The organism is Streptomyces sp. NPDC111520, from assembly GCF_055635295.1.
The window spans coordinates 297,905-313,090 of record NZ_JBVKBW010000007.1; the positions used below are offsets into that span (position 1 = coordinate 297,905).

Here is a 15,186-nt window from a genome sequence, read left to right on the forward strand (position 1 = left end):
GGTCTCCGACCCGGCCGTCGGAAGGTTGGTCGTCGCAACGCAAACCGCGGCCCTGGCCATCCCCAATCCGTTAAGGGCCTCTTGGCGGGCCGGACCCGGCGGCACCACGCCGTCGCGTTCCCAAGGCGGCCGCCGTCAGCCGAAGACCACGCAGGACGCCGCGGGCACCGCCACCGAGCCCGCGAGCTTCGGCGTACCGGTGGCCGGGTCCACGTCGAACCAGCTGACGTCACCGGAGCGTTCGTTGGCCGCATAGAGCCGCTTGCCCGAGGGGTCGAGGGTCAGGTGGCGCGGCCAGTCGCCGCCGCAGTCCACCGTCTCCACCAGCTCCAGCCCGTCACCGCTCTCGTCGACGGACAGCACGGCGATGCTGTTGTGCCCGCGGTTGGCCGCCCAGGCGAACCGGCCGTCGGGCGAGACGACCAGCTCGGAGGGGTAGTTCGGGCCGGCGGCGTCCGCGGGCAGCACGGAGACCTCGGCGACGGGCTTCAGACGGCCCACCTCGGCGTCCCAGTGACAGACCGTCACCACGGAGTCCAGCTCGTTCATGACGTAGGCGCGGTCGCCGCGGGGGTGGAACGCGAGGTGGCGCGGGCCGGTGCCGGAGCGCAGCCCCATCTCGCGCTCCACCTCCAGTTCCCCGCTGTCCGCCTCGAGTTCGCAGACGCGCACGGAGTCCGTGCCGAGGTCCACGGTGAGCACCCAGCGCCCGGAGGGGTCGGGCAGCACCATGTGGGCGTGCGGGCCCTCCTGGCGCTCGGGGTCGGGGCCGTCGCCCTCGTGCTCCATGACGTGGCGCGGCGAACCCAGCGCCCCGCGGTCGTCGACCGGCAGCACGCTGACCGTGCCGGAGGCGTAGTTGGCGGTGAGCAGGTGCCCCCGGTGCAGGCACAGGTGGGTGGGCGCGCCACCGCCCACCGGCACCGTGGCGCCCAGCGGTTCGGGGCGGGCGGGGTCGGCCAGCGAGAACACGGCCGCGCCGCCGTCCTCGGCGTGCTCGCTGACGGTGTAGAGCAGGACGCGGTCCTCGGAGAGCACGAGGAAGGAGGGGTCCTCCACCGCGGAGTCGGCGCGCAGCACCGTCAGCGCTCCCGAGTCGGGGTCGACGGCGGCGGTGGTCAGTCCCTTGCCGCCCGCCGAGGTGAACGACCCGATGTAAACGTGCCCGGCCACTGCCGTACCTCTTCCGCAGGTTGTCTGTACGGCGGCTGAGAGTAACGCAGTGGCCGGAAACCGATCCCGTTGCCCCCGTCACACGAGCGTCTCGCCGCGGGCGAGGGCGAGGGACTCGGGGTGGTGGACGTAGGCGGGGGTCAGCTCGCCGGTGTCGTAGTAGCGGTGGAACACGCCGGTGGCCGAGCCGGAGATGGGCGGCACGATCCACGACCAGTCGGCGGGCACGGGCCGGCCCTTGCGCTCCTCCCGTTCGATGTGGGCGAGGAAGCGCCGGGACTCGGTGTGGTGGTCGGTGATGCTGACGCCGACGCTGTCGAAGGAGTGCAGGACGGCCCGGTTGAGCTCGACCAGGGCCCGGTCGCGCCAGAGCGAACGGTCGCTGCCGGTGTCCAGGCCGAGCCGGTCGGCGAAGCGCGGCAGGAGGTCGTAGCGGTCGGCGTCGGCGAAGTTGCGGGCGCCTATCTCGGTGCCCATGTACCAGCCGTTGAAGGGGGCGGCCGGGTAGCAGACGCCGCCGATCTCCAGGCACATGGAGGAGATGGCCGGGACGGCGTGCCAGCGCAGGCCCCACTCCGCCAGCCAGTCGAGCTCCGGGTGGGCGATCGGCACCTCCAGCACGGCGTCGGCCGGCAGCGGGAACTGGCGCGGTGGTTCGGCTCCGCCCTGCACGACCAGGGGCAGGACGTCGAAGGGCGTGCCGGGGCCGCCGGGCCAGCCGAGTTGCCGGGCCACCTCGGTGATGCCGGTGTTGCCGGGGTCGCCGACGACACCGCCGTCGGGGCGGGGGTAACCGGCGTAGCGGATGAGCTGGTCGTTCCAGATTTTCGGGCCCGGGCGGTCGGGCGCGTCCGGGGCGAAGACGGTGATGACCGGGCGGATCCGCCCGCCGTTGGTCGCGACCCTCAGGTGCGCGGCGGCCTCCAGGGCCACCCCGCGCGCGGTCGCGACGTGGCGGCGGTCGCGGACCTGGAGGGAGTTCCAGTACAGCCGCCCTATGCAGCGGTTGCTGTTGCGCCAGGCGACCCGTGCGCCGAAGACGAGTTCCTCGTGGGTGTGCCGGTAGGTGCCCGTCGCGTCGATCTCCGCGAGCACCGCGGCAAGCCGCTGCTGCGGGTCGCCGGCGGCGCCGGGCAGTTCGCGGTGGTACTGCCGCAGGAAGTCGGTGGCCAGCGCGCGGACGTCCACGTCCTTGTGCCGGACGGCCGGGGCGGCGCCCGGGCCGTCCGCGCCGTCGACGGGGCAGGAGGCCGCCGCCCGCTCGGGACGTCCCGCGCCGACGGCCTGCGGGTCCGCCTCCTCCGCGGCCTGCGGATGGCCCGCCGGGCAGCCGGCCAGCGGCTCCGGGCCCTCCATCCGCTGGTGCTCCGCCGCGGGCGGGACGCGGGCCGGCCCGGCACGCCGTTCGCTCTTCCCCCCGGTACGGCGCAGAAATCTCAGCACGCCTGGCACCCCCAAGACCGCCCTGCGTGAACCGTTTCCGCACGGCCCACGGGTACGGCACGAGACTGGAATCGGTCTCACCACTCGTCCGGAGTCAGTCATCCTGGCACGCCGGGCCGAACGGAACGCCCTATCGGGTGAATTGACGACATCACGACCCAGGTTGGACGCAATCCGGTCACGTGACGACCGTGACCGGTCCCGTTCGGCCCGCAGGCGCACATGAAGCCGGCACGCACGCCCGGCGCCGCCGACCGGCCTCCGTGCGCCGCGGGCACGCCGTCCATCCACTGGCCCAGACACCTCCGCCCAGCGCGCGGGGCACGGCCTCAGACGGGCTCGGCGGCGGTCTCCCGGCGCAAGGAGGCGCCGAGGGGGACGACCAAGCCGGTAAGGGCCGCCTCGAGGCCGCGCAGGTGCTCCAGGGCCCGGTCGGCCTGCGGGTGCGGGCGCGCCGTCCCACCGGCTGCCGCCCCGGGCGCGGGCACGACGCTCCCGGCCGTGCCCGGAGGCACCAGGCGCCGGACGGCGGTCTCCACGCGGTGGCACGCCGCCGTGAGGCGTTCGTCGTGGCAGGCGTGCGGATCGGCCACGACCTCCGCGAGGCCCCGGACCTGGCGGGCGCATTCGTCGAGCAGGGCGAGGACGGTACGGGCCCGGGCCCCGCGGTGCCGCATCGGGCTGAGGGGGTGCACCAGCGGGGCGACGGCGGACCGCACCCGCTCCAGGAGGACGTCGAGTTCGGCCACGTGCCGGGCCAGGTCGTCGCCCGGGCCGCCGGCGAGGTGGCGGGCGGCCTCGCCCGTGAACTCGTGGACCGCGTGCAGCGCGCGGCGGATCCAGGCGTCGGTCGCCGCGTGCGTGGTCACCGGCAGCACCACGAGGACCGCGACGGCCGCGCCCAGGGCGCCTACGGCGGTCTCCCCCAGCCGCAGCGCGAGCAGACCGGGGTGGAGGATGCCGAGCAGGCCGTAGAGCAGCCCGGCCATCAGGGTCACGAAGAACATCATCCAGCTGTACGAGACCGGGCCGGTGTAGAAGATCCCGAAGACGCACACGGCGACGAGAGCGGCGGTCGGCGCCGGCGCCCCGTGCAGCGGGAGCGCCACGGCGAGCCCGGCGGCGATGCCGGTGACCGTACCCAGGACCCGGCGGAAGCCGCGTACGAGGGTCTCGCCCCGCGAGGTGGTGTTCACGAAGATCCACCAGGCGGTGCCGACCGCCCAGTACCAGCGGTCCTCGGACAGCGCCTGGCCCACCGCCACCGCGATGCCGCCCGCGAGCGCCGCCTGGAACGCCTGCCGGGTCGTCGGGCGGCGCAGCCCCCGCGGCTGGGGCAGGACGACGGCCCGCGCCAGGACGGCACCGCGCTCGTAGCACCACAGGCCGAAGCGGACGAGGGCGGCGCAGCCCAGTCCGAGGCCCACGGCCGCGTACAGCCCGGGCAGCAGGGAGGGAGAGGCCCGCAGGAACTGGGCGACGAAGAACATCATGAAGGCGAAGACGCCCAGGGCGTGGCCGCGCGGCCCCCAGCGGCGGGCGTAGACCCCCGCGAAGACGACCGCGAGGAAGGCCGCGTCCCGTGCACCGGGGTACGGGTGCAGCCACGCGGCCAGCGCGAGGACGGGAAGGCCCGCGGCAGGCATCAGGGCGGTCGTCACGGCCTGGCGGGCCGGGCCCGGGTCGGCGACGACGAACAGCGCGAGCAGTGCGGCCAGGCCGCCGGTCACGACGGCGGGCAGCGGCAGCCCGGCCGCCGTCACGGCGGCGACGGCCCCCGCGATGCCCAGGACCGCGCGCGAGGCGGCGCGCAGCCGCGCGCGCCCCGGGTCCGGTGTGATGAACATCCGCCTCACCACGTGCCCGCCCTGCCCCCTCGTCGTGTCGCGGCGCATGTCCACGCATGGAAAAGGCGCTGCGGGGACCCTTGCGTGCCGCAACGCCATCGTCGCCCCCAGGAGAACATCCTCCGGGCCCATGGCTCAACCGGATGCGTTCCGACTGGGCCATTGGCCCGGTCGTCGCTTGCACGGCCTGGGCCGGGCCGGACCACTGGCTCATGCCGGAACGCCCATTCGGCGTATATTGAGGAGAAAGGCGGACGTATTGACACATAAAAGTCGATCCCGCCTTTAACGGCGCCTGACGAACCAAACTCACCGGATCCGCCCCAGGAGGGGCTCGAGTCGTATCCGACCCGTCCGGAGGAGGACGCGATGAGGGACGTTGCGAGCGAGCGGGACGTGGGACGTCCCGGAACCATCGAGCGGGTCGTGACACTCGACGTCAACGGCCGGTCCTACACCCTGCGCCTGGACACCCGGGTCACGCTGCTGGACGCCCTGCGGGACCGGCTGGGCCTGACGGGCACCAAGAAGGGGTGCGACCAGGGCGCGTGCGGGGCGTGCACGGTGCATCTCGACGGCAGGAGAGTGCTGTCCTGTCTGACGCTGGCGGCCCAGGCCGAGGGTCGCGCGATCACCACCATCGAGGGCGTCGCGGGCCCGGAGGGACCGCACCCGGTGCAGCGGGCCTTCATGGACCACGACGGCTTCCAGTGCGGCTTCTGCACCCCCGGACAGATCATGTCCGCGGTGGCGCTCATGGCCGAGGGCCGGACCGGCTCCGACGAGGAGATCAGGGAGTTCATGAGCGGCAACCTGTGCCGTTGCGGCGCCTATCCCAACATCGTGGCCGCGATCCGCGAGGCAGCGGCGGCCGGGGGAGGCTACGATGCGCACCTTTGAGTACGTACGGGCCACCGACACCCAGGAGGTCGTGCGGATGCTGGCGGAGGACCCGTCGGCGTCCTGCCTCGCGGGCGGCACGACCCAGCTGGACCTGATGAAGGACGGCGTCCTCGGGCCGCCGACGCTGATCGACATCACCCGCCTCCCGCTGCACGGCATCGAGCGGCGCGGCGAGTCGCTCCACGTGGGGGCGCTGGCCACGATGGAGGAACTGGCCGCCGACGCCACGGTCGCCGAGCGGCTGCCCGTCGTGCGCGAGGCCCTGCTGCTGGGTGCGTCGGTGCAGCTGCGGAACATGGCCACCATCGGCGGCAACCTGCTGCAGCGCACCCGCTGCCGGTACTTCCGCGACCCGGCCGTCCTCGAGTGCAACAAGCGCGCACCGGGCACCGGCTGTGCGGCCGTGCAGGGCGCGGCCAGGATGCACGCCGTGCTGGGCGTGAACGAGAACTGCATCGCGCTGCACGCCTCCGACCTCGCCGTCGCACTCGTGGCGCTGGACGCGGTCGTGCACATCCAAGGGCTGTCGGGCCGGCGCAGCGTCCCGCTGACGGAGTTCTACGTGACGGCCGACGAGAGTCCCGAGCGGGAGAACGTCCTGCAGCACGCCGAGCTGATCACCGAGGTCGAGATCCCGCTCCCGCCGCCCTCCGCCCGGTCGGGGTACCTCAAGGTCCGCGACCGTGTGTCGTACGAGTTCGCGCTGACCTCGGCCGCCGTGGTGCTGGTCGTGGAGGACGGCACGATCCGTCAGGCCCGGGCCGGGCTGGGCGGCGTGGGCTCGAAGCCGTGGCGGGCGTACGAGGCCGAGCACGTGCTGACCGGCGCTCCCGCGACGACGGCCACGTTCCAGGACGCCTCCGAGGCGACGATGCGCGACGCGTGGACCGTGCCCGGCACGGCGTTCAAGGTGCCGTTGGCCCGCCGGACCCTCGTCCGCGAGCTGCAGACAGTGTCAGGAGTGACGGCATGAGCACGGTCGAGAGCAGGCCACTGGTCGGCGCCGGCGTCAACCGGGTCGACGGACCGCGCAAGGTCACCGGCACCGCCCCCTACCCGATGGACTTCAGCGTCCCCGGCCAGGCCTACGGCGCCCTGGTGCAGAGCACCGTCGCCGCGGGCCGGATCGTCCGCATGGACACCGAGGAGGCCGAACGCGCACCGGGCGTGATCTCCGTGCTCACCCACGAGAACGCCCCCCAGGTCGGAACGGGGCCCGCGTCGGTGCTCGGCGAGTCGCCGCCCGCACCCTTGCGCAACGACCGGGTCATGCACCACGGGCAGCACATCGGCTTCGTGGTGGCCGAGACGCCGGAACAGGCCGCCGCGGCCGCACGGTTGGTGCACGCCGAGTACGAGGCCGCGGAGCCGCTGCTGGACCTGCAGGACCCGAGGGCGCAGCATCTGGTGGACCCGTGGAAGATGGACCACTCGCGCGGGGACGTCGCCGCCGCCCTGGAGTCCGCGGAGGTCGTCGTGCGCGGGACGTACTTCACGGCGGACAACACCAACAACCCGCTCGGGCTGTTCGCCACCCTCGCCGTGTGGGAGGGGGACACCCTCACCGTCCACGACACCAGCCAATGGCCCTCGATGGTGCGCACCACCCTCGCCATGGTGTTCGGCATCCCCGAGAGCTCGGTACGGGTGCTGGTGCCCTACGTGGGCGGCGGCTTCGGCGCCGGGCTGCGGGCGTGGCCGCACGTGATCCTCACCGCCATGGCGGCCCGGACGACCAAGCGCCCGGTGAAGCTGGTGCTGACCCGGCCGCAGATGTTCACCTCCGTCGGGCACCGCCCCAGCGGGGTGCAGTGGCTCAGCGTGGGGGCGACGCGCGACGGCGAGCTGGTCGGCCTCGACCACCGCAGCCTCAGCTCGCTGAGCATGGAGGACAACGACTACGAACCCTTCTCCCACGGGACCGCGTTCGCCTACCGGTGCCCGAACGTGGTCACCCGGGACGAGCAGGCCAAGCTGAACATCGCCGTGCCGACCTCGATGCGCGCCCCCGCGGAGGCGCAGGGCTGCCACGCGCTGGAGTCGTCCCTCGACGAACTGGCCTACACCCTGCGCATGGACCCGCTGGACCTGCGGATGCGCAACCACACCGAGGTCGACCCGCGCAACGGGCTGCCGTGGTCCGGCAAGGCGCTCATGGAGTGCTACGAGGTCGGCGCGCGGCGCTTCGGCTGGGCCGACCGGAACCCGGAGCCGCGTTCCATGCGCGACGGGAACTGGCTGGTCGGCTTCGGCATGGCGAGCGCGATGTTCCCGTACTTCGCGACGCCCTGCATGGCCGAGGCCACCGTCAACCGCGACGGCAGCGCCTTTGTGCGCAGCGCGGCGACCGACATCGGCACCGGTACGTACACCGTGATGGCGCAGCTGTCCGCCGAGGAACTGGGCCTGCCCCTGGACAAGGTCCGGTTCGACCTCGGCGACTCGGACATGCCCGACTCCATGATGGCGGGCGGCTCGGGCCTGACCGGTGCGCTCGGCAACGCCGTGCACGACGCCTGCCGCAGGCTCGTGGGGCAGTTCGCGGAACTCGCCCGCGGAGACGCCGACTCACCGCTGCTGGGTGCCTCCCCCGAGGACGTCGAGGCCTCGGGCGGCCGGGTCCACCTCGTCGGCCGCCCGGACCGCGGGGAGTCGTACGCCGACATCCTCTCCCGGCACGAGCTGCCCCAGCTCACGGCGACCGGGAGCAGCACGCCCCCGAAGCCGGCCGACATCGGCATGTCCCTGGCCGGGGCGTACGGCGCGAAGTTCGTGGAGGTACGCGTCGACGCCGACCTCGGACTCGTCCGCGTCGCCCGGGTGGTGTCCGCGATCGACGGCGGCCGCATCCTCAACGAGAAGACGGCCAGGAGCCAGATCATCGGCGGGACCGTCGGCGGGATCGGCATGGCCCTCTTCGAGGACACGGTCACCGACCCGCGTACCGGCCGCATCGCCAACGGGACGTTCGCCGACTACCTCGTCGCCGTCAACGCCGACATCCCCGAGCTGGACGTGGTCTTCGTCGGTGAGCCCGACCGCGGCACGCCGACCGGCACCAAGGGCGTCGGCGAGGTGGGCCTGGTCGGCATCGCGCCCGCCATCGCCAACGCCGTCTACCACGCCACCGGGAAGCGGATCCGCGACCTGCCGATCACCATCGACAACCTGCTCTGAGCGGCGCGCGGGCACGGGCCGCCGGATGCGCCGGGCCCGTTCCCGTGACGCCCCGGACCCGAGGAGGCCGCGCCCCGTGCCCGCCGACGAGCTGGACGCCCGGATCCTGGCGCTGCTGCTGGAACAGCCGCGCACCAGCGTGCGCGAGTACGCCCGCGTCCTGGGTGTGGCGCGCGGGACCCTGCAGGCGCGGCTGGACCGGCTGGAACGGGACGGGGTGATCACCGGGTACGGCCCGCGGCTGTCAGCCGAGGCCCTCGGCTACCGGGTGCTGGCCTTCGTCCACCTGGAGGTGACCCAGGGGCACCTGGACGCCACGGGCGCGGCCCTGGCCGCCGTGCCCGAGATCATCGAGGCGTTCTCGATCACCGGCGGCGGGGACCTGCTCACCCGGGTTGTGGCCCGGGACGCCGCGCACCTGGAGGACGTGATCCAGCGGCTGATCCAGGTGCCGGGCGTGGTGCGCACCCGTACCGAGGTCGCGCTGCGCGAGCGGGTGCCGCAGCGGATGCTGCCGCTGGTCCGGGAGGTCGGCCAGGACGCGGCGGCCGGGCGCACGCCCTGATCACCGGCTTGGCATGCTGGGGGCATGACGCTCCCCGCGGTGATATTCGACCTCGACGGCACCCTCGTGGACAGCGAGCCCAACTACTACGAGGCGGGCCGCCGGCTGCTGGCCGCGCACGGTGTGGACGACTTCACCTGGGAGCAGCACCGGCGCTTCATCGGCATCGGCACCAAGGAGACGCTGGAGACCCTGCGCGAGGAGTACGGCCTGTCGGCGTCCGTGCAGGAGCTGCTCGACGCCAAGAACCGGCTCTACCTGGAGCTGGCGCGCGGGGCCACCGACGTGTTCCCGCAGATGCGGGCGTTCGTCGAGCTGCTGGCGAAGGCCGGGCACCCGGTGGCGGTGGCCTCGGGCTCCTCGCGGGAGGCGATCGGGGCCGTGCTGGCGGCCACCGGGCTGGACGCGCTGCTGACGACCGTGGTGTCGGCGGAGGAGGTCGAGCGCGGCAAGCCCGCCCCGGACGTCTTCCTGGAGGCGGCGGCCCGGCTCGGCGTGGATCCGGCGGACTGCGTGGTCGTCGAGGACGCGCCGCCCGGCGCCGAGGCGGCGTACCGGGCGGGCATGCGCTGCGTCGCCGTCCCCTACCTGACGGCGCAGGCGGACGACGCCGCCTTTGCGACGGCCGGTCTGCTGGTGCGGGGAGGGCAGAGCGCCTTCGACGCCCGGGCGGTCATGGCCTGGCTGACGGCCTGACGGCCTGACGCGCGGGCCTCGCAACGGTCACCCCAGGAAGCTCAGCCGCACCTGGCGCCGGGGGTTGTCCCGGTTGGTGTCGACGAGGACGACGGACTGCCAGGTGCCGAGTTCGAGCCGGCCGCCGATCACCGGGAGTGTGGCGTGCGGCGGGACGACGGCGGGCAGCACATGGTCACGGCCGTGCCCGGGGCTGCCGTGCCGGTGGCGCCAGCGGTCGTCGGCCGGCAGCAGGTCGTGGAGCGCCGCCAGGAGGTCGTCGTCGCTGCCCGCGCCGGTCTCGATGACGGCGATCCCGGCGGTGGCGTGCGGGACGAACACGTTGAGCAGCCCGTCGCGTCCGTGGGCGACGTCGTCGAGGAAGTCGGCGCAGGCGCCGGTCAGGTCGTGGACCGTCTCCCGGCTGCCGGTGGTGACGTCGATGGTGCGGGTGGAGAAAGCGTCGGCCATGTGACCATGGTGGCCCACGCCGCGGCCCCGTGCGTGCCGGGGTGGCGACGCGCGTTCCGGGGGCGCGTTCCGACGGCGCGTTCCGAGGACCGAGACGCCGTTGACGCCATCCGGACGGCCTGGCTACGGTCGTCCGCATGTCGCGTCCCGTTCTGCTCACCACGCGCGGTCACATCGACCTGCTGCGGGTGGCCTCCGCCGCCTGTCGCCGCGGCTGCTGACGCTTCCCCACCTTTTCGCACGCCCGTCTTCCGGTGTGCCCTCCGCGCCTCTTGCGCGCCCTTCCCGCACCGCCGCCGTACGCGTTCCGTGACGAGTCGCAGCGCCCGCACCCCGGCCTGCACCTGACGGGCCGCGCGTAGGGACGGGCGTGCGTGCCCGCTCGCCGCCTCCCCCATGTGGAGCCCTCTCATGAGCATCAGCAAAGCGCCACCGGACATATCCCCTGTATCAGCAGACGTCCCTCCGGACGCACCGGACGCACCTCCTGCCCTCCGGCCCGCGGCCGCTCCCGGACTGCGGCCCGTGGTCCCCGTCTCCGCCCGCCGCCGTACGCTCCCGCGCTGGCTGCGGCGCGCGACGGGCCCGCTGCTGCTGCTCGCGCTGTGGCAGCTGCTCAGCGCGACCGGTGTGCTGCGGCCCGAGGTGCTGGCCTCGCCGGGCACCATCGCCGGCACGGCCGCCGACCTCGTGACGAGCGGTCAACTCGGCTCCGCCATGGCGGTGTCGCTGCAGCGCGTGGTGTCCGGGCTGCTCCTCGGCGGCACGGCAGGCATCACGCTGGCCCTGGTGTCCGGGCTGTCCCGGCTGGGCGAGGACCTGGTCGACGCGAGCGTGCAGATGCTGCGCGCGGTGCCGTTCGTCGGCCTGATCCCACTGTTCATCATCTGGCTCGGCATCGGCGAGGCCCCGAAGGTCACCCTCATCGCCCTCGGCGTCGCCTTCCACCTCTACCTCAACGTCTACGCGGGGATCCGCGGCGTCGACGAGCAGCTGATCGAGGCCGGCACCTCGCTCGGGCTGTCCCGCTGGGGGCTGGTCCGGCACGTCGTCCTGCCGGGCGCGCTGCCCGGCGCCATGACGGGGCTGCGCTACTCGCTCGCGACCGCGTGGCTCGCGCTGGTCTTCGGGGAGCAGATCAACGCCTCCGACGGCATCGGCTTCCTGATGACGCAGGCACGGGACTTCCTGCGGACCGACGTGATCGTGGTCTGCCTCGTCGTCTACGCCTTCCTCGGCCTCACCGCCGACATCGTCGTCCGCGCTCTCGAAAGGCTGCTGCTGCAATGGCGACCGACCTTCACCGGCCAGTGAGCCACGACGCGCCGCCGCCCGCGCCGGACGGCCCGGCGGCCGTACGCGTGGCGGGGCTGACCCGCTCCTTCGGCGGCCGGCGCGTCATCGACGGCCTCGACCTCACCCTGCGACCGGGCGAGTTCACCGCGCTGCTCGGCCGCAGCGGCTGCGGCAAGAGCACCCTGCTGCGGGTCCTCGCCGGGCTCGACCGGGAGATCGAGGGCACCGTGCTGGTGCCGGACAGGCGTGCCGTCGCCTTCCAGGCGCCGCGGTTGATGCCGTGGAAGCGGGTGTGGCGCAACGTCCTGCTCGGACTGCCGGGACGGCCCGGACGGGCCTTGGCGGAGGCGGCCTTGGAGGAGGTCGGGCTGCGGCAGCGTTCCGGCGCCTGGCCGAAGACGCTGTCGGGCGGCGAGGCCCAGCGTGCCTCGCTCGCCCGGGCGCTGGTGCGCGAGCCCGATCTGCTGCTGCTGGACGAGCCGTTCGGCGCGCTGGACGCGCTGACCCGCATCCAGGCGCAGCGGCTCGTCGCCGAGCTGTGGCAACGCCGCGGCTGCGCGGTGCTGCTCGTCACGCACGACGTGGACGAGGCCCTGCTCCTGGCCGACCGGGCCCTGGTCATGCGGGACGGGGTCATCGCCCACGACGCACCGGTCGCGCTCCGCCGCCCCCGCGACGCCGGCGATCCGGGTCTCGCCGCCCTGCGCTCCCGTCTGCTGGCCGAACTCGGCGTCGCCGCCCCGGCGTCCGCCGGTGCGGCCTGACCGCCCTCACGAGAAGGATGCCGAACCCATGACGGACACCATCCGGCGCGTCACGCCCGCCCTGCTGCTCCCGCTCGCCCTCCTGCTCGCCGCCTGCGGCGTCTCCACGGCCGACACCTCCGTGGGCGGCACCGGTGACGGCACCGACGGCAAGGGCACGGTCACCTTGAACGTCGGCGACCAGAAGGGCGGTTCCGAGGCCGTCCTGAGGGCCGCGGGCGAACTCGACAAGCTCACCTACCGGATCAAGTGGTCCACCTTCACCTCCGGGCCACCCCTGCTCGAAGCGGTGAACGCCAAGGCCGTGGACATCGGCGGGGTGGGCAACACCCCGCCGGTGTTCGCCGCCGGCTCCGGCTCCCGGATCACGGTCGTGGCGGCCTCGCACGGCTCCTCCGAGGGCGAGGCCGTCGTCGTCCCGAAGGGCTCGGCGCTGAAGCGACTCGCCGACCTGAAGGGCCGGCGCGTCGCCGTCGCCCAGGGCAGTTCCGCGCACTACCAGCTGATCACCTCACTGCGGGCCGCCGGGTTGTCCCTCGACGACGTGGACGTCAGTTATCTGCAGCCCGCCGACGCGCTGGCGGCCTTCAGCGGCGGCAAGGTCGACGCCTGGGCGATCTGGGACCCGTACACCTCCCAGGTACTGCGTGGCCACGGAGCGCGCGTCCTGACCACCGGCACCGGGCGCGTCAATGGGCTCGCCTTCCAGGTCGCCGCGCCGGGGGCGCTCGCCGACGAGGCGAAGTCGGCCGCCATCGGCGACTACCTGCAGCGGCTGCGGCGCGCCCAGGAGTGGGTCGCCGGGCACCCCGAGGAGTGGGCGAAGGTGTGGGCCGAGGAGACCGGGCTGCCGTACGACGTGGCCCTGGACTCGGTGAAGCGCACCAACGGCACCCGCGTCTCGGTGGCCGTGGACGACGCCGCCGTCGCCTCGGAGCAGGAGATCGCCGACACCTTCGAGGAACTGGGGCTGATCCCGCGACACGTGGACTTCGCCGCCTTCGTCGACCGGCGCTTCAACGCCGGCCTGCCCGCCTCCACCACCGCCGCACGTACCCACTGAGAGGGGCCGCACATGTCCGTGCACCTGCACTGGTTCCTGCCCACCGGCGGCGACGGCCGCACTCTGGTGGACCGGCACGCCTACACCGACGGCGGCGTGAAGCGTTCGCGCGTCACCCCGGTCTCCGGGGTGCGCGCGCCCGACGTCGCCTACCTGGCGCAGATCGCCAGGGCCGCCGACCAACTGGGTTTCGAGGCCGTCCTGACGCCCACCGGCACCTGGTGCGAGGACGCGTGGCTGACCACGGTCGCGCTGTCGCAGCACACCGAACGGCTGAAGTTCCTCGTCGCGTTCCGGCCCGGGGTGGTCTCGCCGGTCCTTGCGGCGCAGATGGCGGCGACCTACCAGCGGATCACCCGCGGCCGCCTGCTGCTCAACGTCGTCACCGGCGGGGACTCCGTCGAACAGCGCCGCTTCGGCGACCACCTGGACCACGACGCGCGCTACGCGCGCACCGACGAGTTCCTCTCGGTGGTGCGCGGGGTGTGGGGCGGCCTGCCCTTCGACTTCGACGGGGAGCACTACCGCGTCGAGGGCGGACTGACCGCGCTGCCGCCCGACCCGCTGCCGCAGGTCTTCTTCGGCGGCTCCTCACCGGCGGCCGGGCCCGTCGCCGCCCGGCACGCGGACGTCTACCTGACCTGGGGCGAACCGCCGGAGCAGGTCAGGGCGAAGACCGACTGGATCCGCGCCCTGGCCGAGGCGGAGGGACGCTCCGTCCGCTTCGGCATCCGCCTGCACGTGATCTCCCGTGACTCCGCGAAGGAGGCCTGGGCCACCGCGGACCGGTTGCTGGACGACCTCGACGAGGACACGGTCGCCGCCGCGCAGGAGGCGCTGGGGCGCAGCGAGTCGGTGGGCCAGCAGCGCATGCTGGCGCTGCACGGCGGCTCGCGCGACGGGCTCGAGATCTCGCCGAACCTGTGGGCCGGGGTGGGCCTGGTGCGCGGCGGGGCGGGAACGGCGCTGGTCGGCAGCCATGCGCAGGTCGCGGACCGGATCGAGGAGTACCACGCCCTGGGGATCGACCACTTCGTGCTGTCGGGCTATCCGCACCTGGAGGAGGCGTACTGGTTCGGGGAGGGCGTCATGCCCGAACTGGCCGCGCGGGGCCTGCTCGACAGGCTGCCGGCCGCACCCCTCGCGGGTGTCCCCGCGGCGAACGGCCGTCCGGCGTCCGCACCCGGCGGGGCGCCGCTGCTGCTCTCCGGAGGGCGCTGACGGTCGCCGCGCGGCGGGGGGCGGCTGTCCTGATCCGGGCGGCCGCCCCCGATTGGTCTGGACCACTTGCCGCCCCTCGGGATAGGGTCGGCAGCGCCCGCCCGAGCGCCAGAGGGGGACTCCACGTGTACGCACCGCACCGCGTCGCCGCGCTGGTCGACGTCTGCCTGCTGCCCGTCGGCCGGACCCGCAGACCGCCGGAGTGGCTCCGGCGCGGACTGGAACGCGCCGGGGCGGTCACCATCGGGGTCCCCGCCGCACTCAGCGGGCCCGCGGTCACCGAACTGCTGCGGGACGAGTTCGGCGACGGCGCGGTCGTCATCAGCGAACCGCTCGACACCGACGAGGTCGTGGAGGGCTGGGGCGTGCCGGGCGCCGCCGTCCTCGCCTGGCTCTCGGGCGTGGACCTGCTCCAGCTCGGCCCCGGCTGCGGCACGGGCGTCCTGGAGGCCATCCGTACCGCGGCCACCCGCGCGGTCGCCGACGGCGACCTGCCGCTGTCCCGCCTGGAGGAGGCCGCCGCGCGGGTGGCCCGGCTGCGCCGCGAGGTGACCGCGGGAAGCTTCCGCGAAGGCGCGTAGTTGGTGG

15 protein-coding genes are annotated in these 15,186 nt (G+C 73.9%); 11 read left to right on the top strand and 4 right to left on the bottom strand.

The genetic code is table 11. The features are described 5' to 3' along the window. Positions 1 to 135: 135 nt before the first annotated feature. The 3 genes from ACZ7MY_RS18970 to ACZ7MY_RS18980 all read right to left on the bottom strand — a co-directional run bounded on the left by ACZ7MY_RS18970 (position 136) and on the right by ACZ7MY_RS18980 (position 4,463). On the bottom strand, positions 136 to 1,173 hold the full coding sequence (locus ACZ7MY_RS18970) for a lactonase family protein (protein WP_499603099.1): 1,038 nt from the start codon (positions 1,171 to 1,173) through the stop codon (positions 136 to 138). Between the two features lie 78 nt (positions 1,174 to 1,251). Next, positions 1,252 to 2,529: a nitric oxide synthase oxygenase gene (locus ACZ7MY_RS18975; protein WP_499603293.1), complete on the bottom strand. Its 1,278-nt coding sequence runs from the start codon at positions 2,527 to 2,529 to the stop codon at positions 1,252 to 1,254. Between the two features lie 416 nt (positions 2,530 to 2,945). Continuing rightward, complete coding sequence (locus ACZ7MY_RS18980) at positions 2,946 to 4,463, bottom strand: FUSC family protein (protein ID WP_499603100.1); 1,518 nt, start codon at positions 4,461 to 4,463, stop codon at positions 2,946 to 2,948. A gap of 369 nt (positions 4,464 to 4,832) precedes the next feature. Between ACZ7MY_RS18980 and ACZ7MY_RS18985 the strand changes: the two genes are divergently transcribed. The 5 genes from ACZ7MY_RS18985 (at position 4,833) to ACZ7MY_RS19005 (ending at position 9,804) form a co-directional block, all read left to right on the top strand. Beyond that, positions 4,833 to 5,363 carry a (2Fe-2S)-binding protein gene (locus tag ACZ7MY_RS18985; protein WP_499603101.1) on the top strand — a complete coding sequence of 177 codons (531 nt, stop codon included), beginning with the start codon at positions 4,833 to 4,835 and terminating at the stop codon, positions 5,361 to 5,363. Next, on the top strand, positions 5,350 to 6,339 hold the full coding sequence (locus ACZ7MY_RS18990) for an FAD binding domain-containing protein (RefSeq protein ID WP_499603102.1): 990 nt from the start codon (positions 5,350 to 5,352) through the stop codon (positions 6,337 to 6,339). Before ACZ7MY_RS18985 ends, ACZ7MY_RS18990 begins: the two co-directional genes overlap by 14 nt. Beyond that, complete coding sequence (locus tag ACZ7MY_RS18995; protein ID WP_499603103.1) at positions 6,336 to 8,543, top strand: xanthine dehydrogenase family protein molybdopterin-binding subunit; 2,208 nt, start codon at positions 6,336 to 6,338, stop codon at positions 8,541 to 8,543. The genes ACZ7MY_RS18990 and ACZ7MY_RS18995 overlap by 4 nt, the downstream gene beginning before the upstream one ends. Before the next feature lie 76 nt (positions 8,544 to 8,619). Then, positions 8,620 to 9,108, top strand: coding sequence for an Lrp/AsnC family transcriptional regulator (locus ACZ7MY_RS19000; protein ID WP_499603104.1), 489 nt, complete (start codon positions 8,620 to 8,622; stop codon positions 9,106 to 9,108). Positions 9,109 to 9,132: 24 nt separating this feature from the next. Next, complete coding sequence (locus ACZ7MY_RS19005; protein WP_499603105.1) at positions 9,133 to 9,804, top strand: HAD family hydrolase; 672 nt, start codon at positions 9,133 to 9,135, stop codon at positions 9,802 to 9,804. A gap of 27 nt (positions 9,805 to 9,831) precedes the next feature. Here the strand turns inward: ACZ7MY_RS19005 and ACZ7MY_RS19010 are convergent, their stop codons facing one another. Continuing rightward, positions 9,832 to 10,254, bottom strand: a complete 423-nt coding sequence (locus ACZ7MY_RS19010) for a secondary thiamine-phosphate synthase enzyme YjbQ (RefSeq protein ID WP_499603106.1) — start codon at positions 10,252 to 10,254, stop codon at positions 9,832 to 9,834. A 137-nt stretch (positions 10,255 to 10,391) separates the two neighbouring features. Between ACZ7MY_RS19010 and ACZ7MY_RS19015 the strand changes: the two genes are divergently transcribed. The 6 genes from ACZ7MY_RS19015 to ACZ7MY_RS19040 all read left to right on the top strand — a co-directional run bounded on the left by ACZ7MY_RS19015 (position 10,392) and on the right by ACZ7MY_RS19040 (position 15,179). Beyond that, entirely contained in the window at positions 10,392 to 10,475 is an 84-nt protein-coding gene (locus tag ACZ7MY_RS19015; protein WP_354795648.1) for a putative leader peptide, read from the top strand. A gap of 190 nt (positions 10,476 to 10,665) precedes the next feature. Then, a complete protein-coding gene (locus tag ACZ7MY_RS19020) occupies positions 10,666 to 11,568 on the top strand; it encodes an ABC transporter permease (protein ID WP_499603107.1) in 903 nt (300 codons plus the stop codon). Then, positions 11,541 to 12,314, top strand: coding sequence for an ABC transporter ATP-binding protein (locus ACZ7MY_RS19025; RefSeq protein WP_499603108.1), 774 nt, complete (start codon positions 11,541 to 11,543; stop codon positions 12,312 to 12,314). Before ACZ7MY_RS19020 ends, ACZ7MY_RS19025 begins: the two co-directional genes overlap by 28 nt. Before the next feature lie 28 nt (positions 12,315 to 12,342). Next, entirely contained in the window at positions 12,343 to 13,377 is a 1,035-nt protein-coding gene (locus tag ACZ7MY_RS19030; protein ID WP_499603109.1) for an ABC transporter substrate-binding protein, read from the top strand. Between the two features lie 12 nt (positions 13,378 to 13,389). Next, positions 13,390 to 14,598: an LLM class flavin-dependent oxidoreductase gene (locus ACZ7MY_RS19035; RefSeq protein ID WP_499603110.1), complete on the top strand. Its 1,209-nt coding sequence runs from the start codon at positions 13,390 to 13,392 to the stop codon at positions 14,596 to 14,598. A gap of 125 nt (positions 14,599 to 14,723) precedes the next feature. Then, positions 14,724 to 15,179, top strand: coding sequence for a hypothetical protein (locus ACZ7MY_RS19040; protein WP_499603111.1), 456 nt, complete (start codon positions 14,724 to 14,726; stop codon positions 15,177 to 15,179). The last annotated feature ends 7 nt before the right edge of the window (positions 15,180 to 15,186 follow it).